This is a genomic window from Microvirga vignae, from assembly GCF_001017175.1.
GTDB classification, from domain to species: domain Bacteria; phylum Pseudomonadota; class Alphaproteobacteria; order Rhizobiales; family Beijerinckiaceae; genus Microvirga; species Microvirga vignae.
This window is the reverse complement of record NZ_LCYG01000097.1, coordinates 1-4,869: the sequence shown is the minus strand read 5'-3', so window position 1 is coordinate 4,869 and position 4,869 is coordinate 1. Positions and strand designations below refer to the sequence as shown.

Annotated in this window: 5 protein-coding genes and 1 pseudogene; 3 read left to right on the top strand and 3 right to left on the bottom strand. The window is 59.7% G+C overall.

The genetic code is table 11. The features are described 5' to 3' along the window. Window positions 1-255: 255 nt before the first annotated feature. The gene (locus AA309_RS27495; RefSeq protein WP_047192213.1) at window positions 256-1,104 is read right to left on the bottom strand and encodes an MBL fold metallo-hydrolase; all 849 of its coding nucleotides are present in this window, start codon (window positions 1,102-1,104) and stop codon (window positions 256-258) included. Window positions 1,105-1,261: 157 nt separating this feature from the next. On the opposite strand from AA309_RS27495, the pseudogene AA309_RS27485 reads away from it, so the two are divergent. Together AA309_RS27485 and AA309_RS27480 are read left to right on the top strand one after the other, a co-directional pair. Continuing rightward, window positions 1,262-1,849: pseudogene (locus AA309_RS27485) on the top strand (ABC transporter substrate-binding protein); the annotation flags it as partial. Between the two features lie 87 nt (window positions 1,850-1,936). Further along, window positions 1,937-2,848 carry an SMP-30/gluconolactonase/LRE family protein gene (locus AA309_RS27480; RefSeq protein ID WP_047192211.1) on the top strand — a complete coding sequence of 304 codons (912 nt, stop codon included), beginning with the start codon at window positions 1,937-1,939 and terminating at the stop codon, window positions 2,846-2,848. A gap of 228 nt (window positions 2,849-3,076) precedes the next feature. Here AA309_RS27480 and AA309_RS37895 read toward each other — a convergent pair whose 3' ends face one another. Both AA309_RS37895 and AA309_RS32605 read right to left on the bottom strand, forming a co-directional pair. Then, complete coding sequence (locus AA309_RS37895) at window positions 3,077-3,421, bottom strand: Rossmann-fold NAD(P)-binding domain-containing protein (protein WP_425286909.1); 345 nt, start codon at window positions 3,419-3,421, stop codon at window positions 3,077-3,079. Window positions 3,422-3,462: 41 nt separating this feature from the next. Beyond that, window positions 3,463-3,675: an SDR family NAD(P)-dependent oxidoreductase gene (locus AA309_RS32605; protein ID WP_052955043.1), complete on the bottom strand. Its 213-nt coding sequence runs from the start codon at window positions 3,673-3,675 to the stop codon at window positions 3,463-3,465. A gap of 122 nt (window positions 3,676-3,797) precedes the next feature. On the opposite strand from AA309_RS32605, the gene AA309_RS27470 reads away from it, so the two are divergent. Then, a complete protein-coding gene (locus AA309_RS27470; protein ID WP_047192210.1) occupies window positions 3,798-4,712 on the top strand; it encodes a hypothetical protein in 915 nt (304 codons plus the stop codon). The last annotated feature ends 157 nt before the right edge of the window (window positions 4,713-4,869 follow it).

The window sequence follows — 4,869 nt, the reverse complement described above, 5'->3', positions numbered from 1 at the left end:
TCCGCGATCCCGCAGATGATGAGCGCGCGCCAACGCCAATCGCGCAGAGCGCTTTTGCTGTTCGCCATCCGCTCCGACGGCTGCGTCGCGTCCGGAGCTGCGGTGCTTGCTGCGGCCAAAAAGACGCGCGGGTGCTTCGTTGATCAACGTTAGGATCGAAGAACGGAAGGGATGGGCCGCGGCCTCCCAACCATTGAGCTGGCGTGGCTTAAGCCAAGCATCCTGAAAATTTAGTCGGGTTCTCGTAAGATCAATTCAGCCGCAGCATGCAGTCTGGGTCGTTGCCGGGATCCACTGTCCATCAACTCGGTGGACCGCGCCAGTCTCAGCCAAGCTGATCAGATAGGCTCCTATCGTGCGCTCTGCTGGACCTCGACGTTCGCTCGGCAGGTTCTGGTAGATGAGGTCGGCGATCGCGTGCGCTGATGTTGCGCCAGCCCTTACACAGGATAATACCTGCTGTTCACGGGCAATCCGATTGGCCAGCAGAGCCCTGATCAGTTCGCCAGGGGCGCGGCTGGGAGCTCCATGGCCGGGAAGAAGCAGCCGATAGTTTTTCTCGAGAAGAAGCAAGAGGCTTCTGCGATAATCCGCCATTTTGCCTCGCGGTGGTGAAACCGCCGAAGTCGACCAGGTCATGACGTGATCACCTGAGAACAAGACTCCATCGTCTGTCGCGAAGCAAAGATGATCCGGTGCATGGCCCGGGGTGTGAAGAACGCGCAGGCCATGCACCACATCCCCATGCCCCAACGGCCCATCAATATGAAGGTCCTCTGCAATGCTGTCTCCAAATCCGTAAACCGGTGCACCGGTTTCTGATCGGATGAAGCGTGCAGCGGCGGTGTGATCACCGTGGCCGTGGGTGATGAGCATGGCGGCGACATTATCACTCACCGCTCTCAGCAGTGCCTCGACGTGTGCAGAATCGCCAGGGCCGGGATCGATGATCACATTCCCGTTCTCGGTCTCGACGATATAGCTGTTGGTGCCATGATAGGTGAGGGGCCCGCTGTTCGGTGCCGTTATGCGCAGAATGCCGGGAGCCACCGGTACAGCTTTTCCAGGTATCGCTGCGGGCTCACCGATGAACGGGGTTTCCATGCTCACGGACGGTCAGGGTCTCGGGTGGACCAGGCGAGCGATCTCCGTGTGATCCGCCTGCTTACCGACAACCGCTTCTCCGCTGGAACAGAGGGGGATGAAGCTCTCCGCCAATGGCACGCTCATCTGGAGTTCGTGAGCGAGATCGAGAGCCTGGACGCTCCTGCCGAAGGAGCACTGGGCCTGCGATCCCAGTCTGAAGAGCGCCTATCCTTATGATCCTGATCGTGCCAAGGCTCTCTTGCGCGAAGCGGGAGTCGGGGGCGGCTTCGAGCTCGCTGCCATGGGCTGGAACGATCAGAAGGCCGTTCAGCGACAGGAGATCCTCATCGAGCAGTTCAGCCGTGTCGGCATCAAGACCCGCTTCGAAAGGGCCTCAGTGGCGGATTCCACCAATCTCTTCATGACCGAGAAGCGCGGCAATGCCTATCTGGGCGCCTTCACCGGCCGCCCGGATCCGAGTCAGGTCTTCCAGCGTCTCTTCGATCCCAAGTCGGTGGTCAATGCCGGCCGGGTCGATGTGGTGCCCGAGCGTGCGGCGGCTCAGATCGCTACGCAAACCGCTCAGACGATTCCTGAACGGCAAGCAGCCTTCATCAAGCTGCAGAAGCTCGTTTCGGATAATGCACTCTGCGTTCCGATCACCGTTCAGCATGATGTCACGGCTTTCTCCAACAAGGTAGAAGGTTTCCGGCCGAACCTGACGGGCAAGCCCAAGTTCGAGAACGTCCGCCTGAAGGCGTAAATCGACACATCGCGGTCGCGCCAAGGCGCGACCGCCCATCCTTCTCAGACAATCGAAGCTCCCGTATTTGGAAAGTGAACCTAGCTGATGTTGTACGACCTGCGAGATCAGGCGTTCCTCAACCTTGTTCAGGAAGATGCTGAACTGGAGCCTGTCATCACTGGCCTAGGCGGCATCAGTGAGGGCACAATCTGGCATCCAGCCGAGAACTTCCTCGTGGTTTCCGATTTGACTGCCGGGATTGTGTATCGCTGGTCGGAGGCTGAAGGGCAGAGCATTCTGCGGCGCCCGAGCAACATCACCAATGGCAATTTCATTGATAGGCAGGGGCGTGTGGTCTCCTGCGAGCATGCAACGAGTTGCGTGTCTAGAATTGAAAGCGACGGCCGACGCGTGACCGTGCTGGTGAGCCACTATAAGGGCAAAGAACTCAACAGCCCCAATGACATTATTGTCGATAGCCGCGATCGCATCTGGTTCACCGATCCACATTATGGACGAACAAATCCACGTGTGGGCGTTCTGCGCGACCGAGAGCTTCAGTTTCAAGGTGTCTACAGGCTCGATCCAGACGGAGTCCTGACGCTGGTTGCGGATGACTTCTTGCAGCCGAATGGCCTCTGCCTCACTCCCGATGAGCAAACCCTTCTGATAAACGACACCGACCGTCGCCATATACGGCGCTACACCGTCAACGCCGATGGAAGCCTGTCAGGCGGCGAGGTTTTTGCAGAGCTCACGGGTGACGAACCTGGAAAGCCTGATGGAATGAAGGTCGATAGCCGCGGCAATGTCTATTGCACCGGTCCGGGCGGCGTCCATGTTCTCAACGGACAGGGAAAGGTGCTTGGCGTCATCAGAACACCGGACCTCACGCGAAATTTCTGTTTCGGTGGTCGGGACGGGAAAGATCTTTTCCTGGCCTCGTCAGCGACGATTTTCCGCCTGCGCATGAAAGTGCCGGGCGTTCTGCCGCAGCTGGCCAAGCAGCGCGCCTAGGCTCGCCGCGAGCGCCTTCGCAGAAGCCCCGCCGGCATACTGGCAAGAGCGAAGACGGCGCAGAAAGGCCGGTCCTTGGATTCGAGGCAGGCGCACTCAATCGTGCAGCCGTCTCTTCGCCGCCAGGCAGGCTGCCTGATCTATCTTGAAAGCCTCAGCGCTCGCCTTTTGGGTAGTCGGCACTCCGAGTGGTTTCGGCCCAGGCGTCGATTTCAGTAAGCGTCTCCTTCAGCTTGTTCCGGATGCCGCCAAGGGCAAGACTTCCCACACCGGGTGCTTGGGCGGGTTATCGGAATCGACAATCTTGACCATCGCTTGCACGGCCCGGACCGGATCGCCCGGTTGCTTTCCGCTTATCCGTGAACTTGCCTCGTGACGCGCTCCCACTGTGGCTGGGTGATCCTCGATTGCAGGGCGCGTTTGCTTGATGAATCGGCCGGCCCGGCCGGTGCGGAATGGGCCGGGCCCGACGCAATTGACCTTGATCCCGAGCGGAGCGACTTCTCGGGACAAGGAGTCAGAGACGTCCTCCATCGCATGTTGGTCCGCGGCACAGCAGCCGGAGCACTCCAAGCCGATGAATCCAGCTTGTGAGGAGATGTTGATGATGTGGCCTAGCGGCGTGCGCGCATGCCGAGGAGCACGGCCCGCGTTATGGCTGCAGGGCCGAACACGTTCGTTTCGAACTGCGCGCGGGTTTCAGAATCGATGCCCTCCTCGATAGAGGACTGATAGCTGTAGCCTGCATTGTTCAGGAGCACCTCGACGGCGCCGAAGCGCTCCTCAGTCCGCTTCACGGCCGCAGCAATCTGGCTGGTGTGAGTCACATCGAGCGACAGAGCGAGGGCACGGTCCTCGCGGTTGTCCCTTCCCGAGACGCCGCGGATCTATTCAGGAATTTCCTGAGTTGTCTCATAGATTTCATGTGAGGCAACAGCAGAGATTCTCGATGGAGATCGCCTCCGCCTTCCGGGTCGTTCCATCCAACGATGAAGAGCGTGCCGGAGCTTATGCAGCCTTCCCGTATGATCGCGATCTTGTTCGGCGGTTCCGAGAGGCCTTTCCTCGTGCGCGCTGGCGCGGAGAGGAGCAAGGCTGGTTCGTTCCCGGAACAACAGCTGTGCAGCGGCTCAACACCTGGATGGCACAGGAACTCGAAACCCTGGACCGCCACGCCGATGCGAAAGGGCGAGATGCTTATCTTTTCGAACCTCTGGAAAGCCCATATCTCGAGGTCGGCGACGACTTGAGGATCCGCACACCTTACTCGCACACCATCGTCGAAGCGCTTCGCTCGATTCCGTGGGCGCACTGGAATCCTGACGAAAAGATTTGGCATGTACCCTTTCGGTCCTATGAGGAGCTACGCCGGCTCTGGCCCTTAATTGAGGAGGCGGCGCGCCGCAACGAGCCTGCGGAGAGGAGAAGACGGCGAGAAGAACAGAAGAGACAGGGCCTGGAGCCTGCCAGTCCTGTTCAAACTGAGCGCCGCCGCAGGCGCTACCCGGTTCCAGGAGATGATCTCCCGCCGCTGGAGCGGCCGGTTGCAACACTCGCATGGGGTGTCGTGGTGTTCGAGGACATTGAAGACCACGTAATCGACGAGGCCTTGGACAGGAGCATCTATCCTCATGCCAAGGACGATCCGAGCCACTATGTCTGGGCCCGGTGGCGCATGCCAACCTTGCAGGAGGTTTACCGTACGAAGGTAGCCCGTGAACCGGAAGATCGCGTATTGCGGGAGAGCAGGGGATGGTGGTGGCCCACACGGGACGAGCTTCAGGAACGGGCGCGCAAGCTTCGTCAGATGGAGCGTGCTCAGCAATCACGTCATGCCATACAGAAGAACCCTGCCGGGTTTTGAAGAGCACGAGGCTTAAGAAAAAATCCGGGCCGAAGCCCGGATCTCGTCGAGGCTGCTTGAGCCTTGATTAAAACGGAATGTCGTCGTCGAAATCGCTGCGGCGAGAGCTCGCGCCAACCGGCTCGGGCCGGCGTTCCATGGGGGAGGATCGGCCGAA

Coding starts and splice junctions, on each gene's coding strand:
- AA309_RS27480 (WP_047192211.1), top strand. CDS start 1,937: ATGTTGTACGACCTGCGAGATCAGGCGTTCCTCAACCTTGTTCAGGAA.
- AA309_RS27495 (WP_047192213.1), bottom strand. CDS start 1,104: ATGGAAACCCCGTTCATCGGTGAGCCCGCAGCGATACCTGGAAAAGCT.
- AA309_RS27470 (WP_047192210.1), top strand. CDS start 3,798: ATGGAGATCGCCTCCGCCTTCCGGGTCGTTCCATCCAACGATGAAGAG.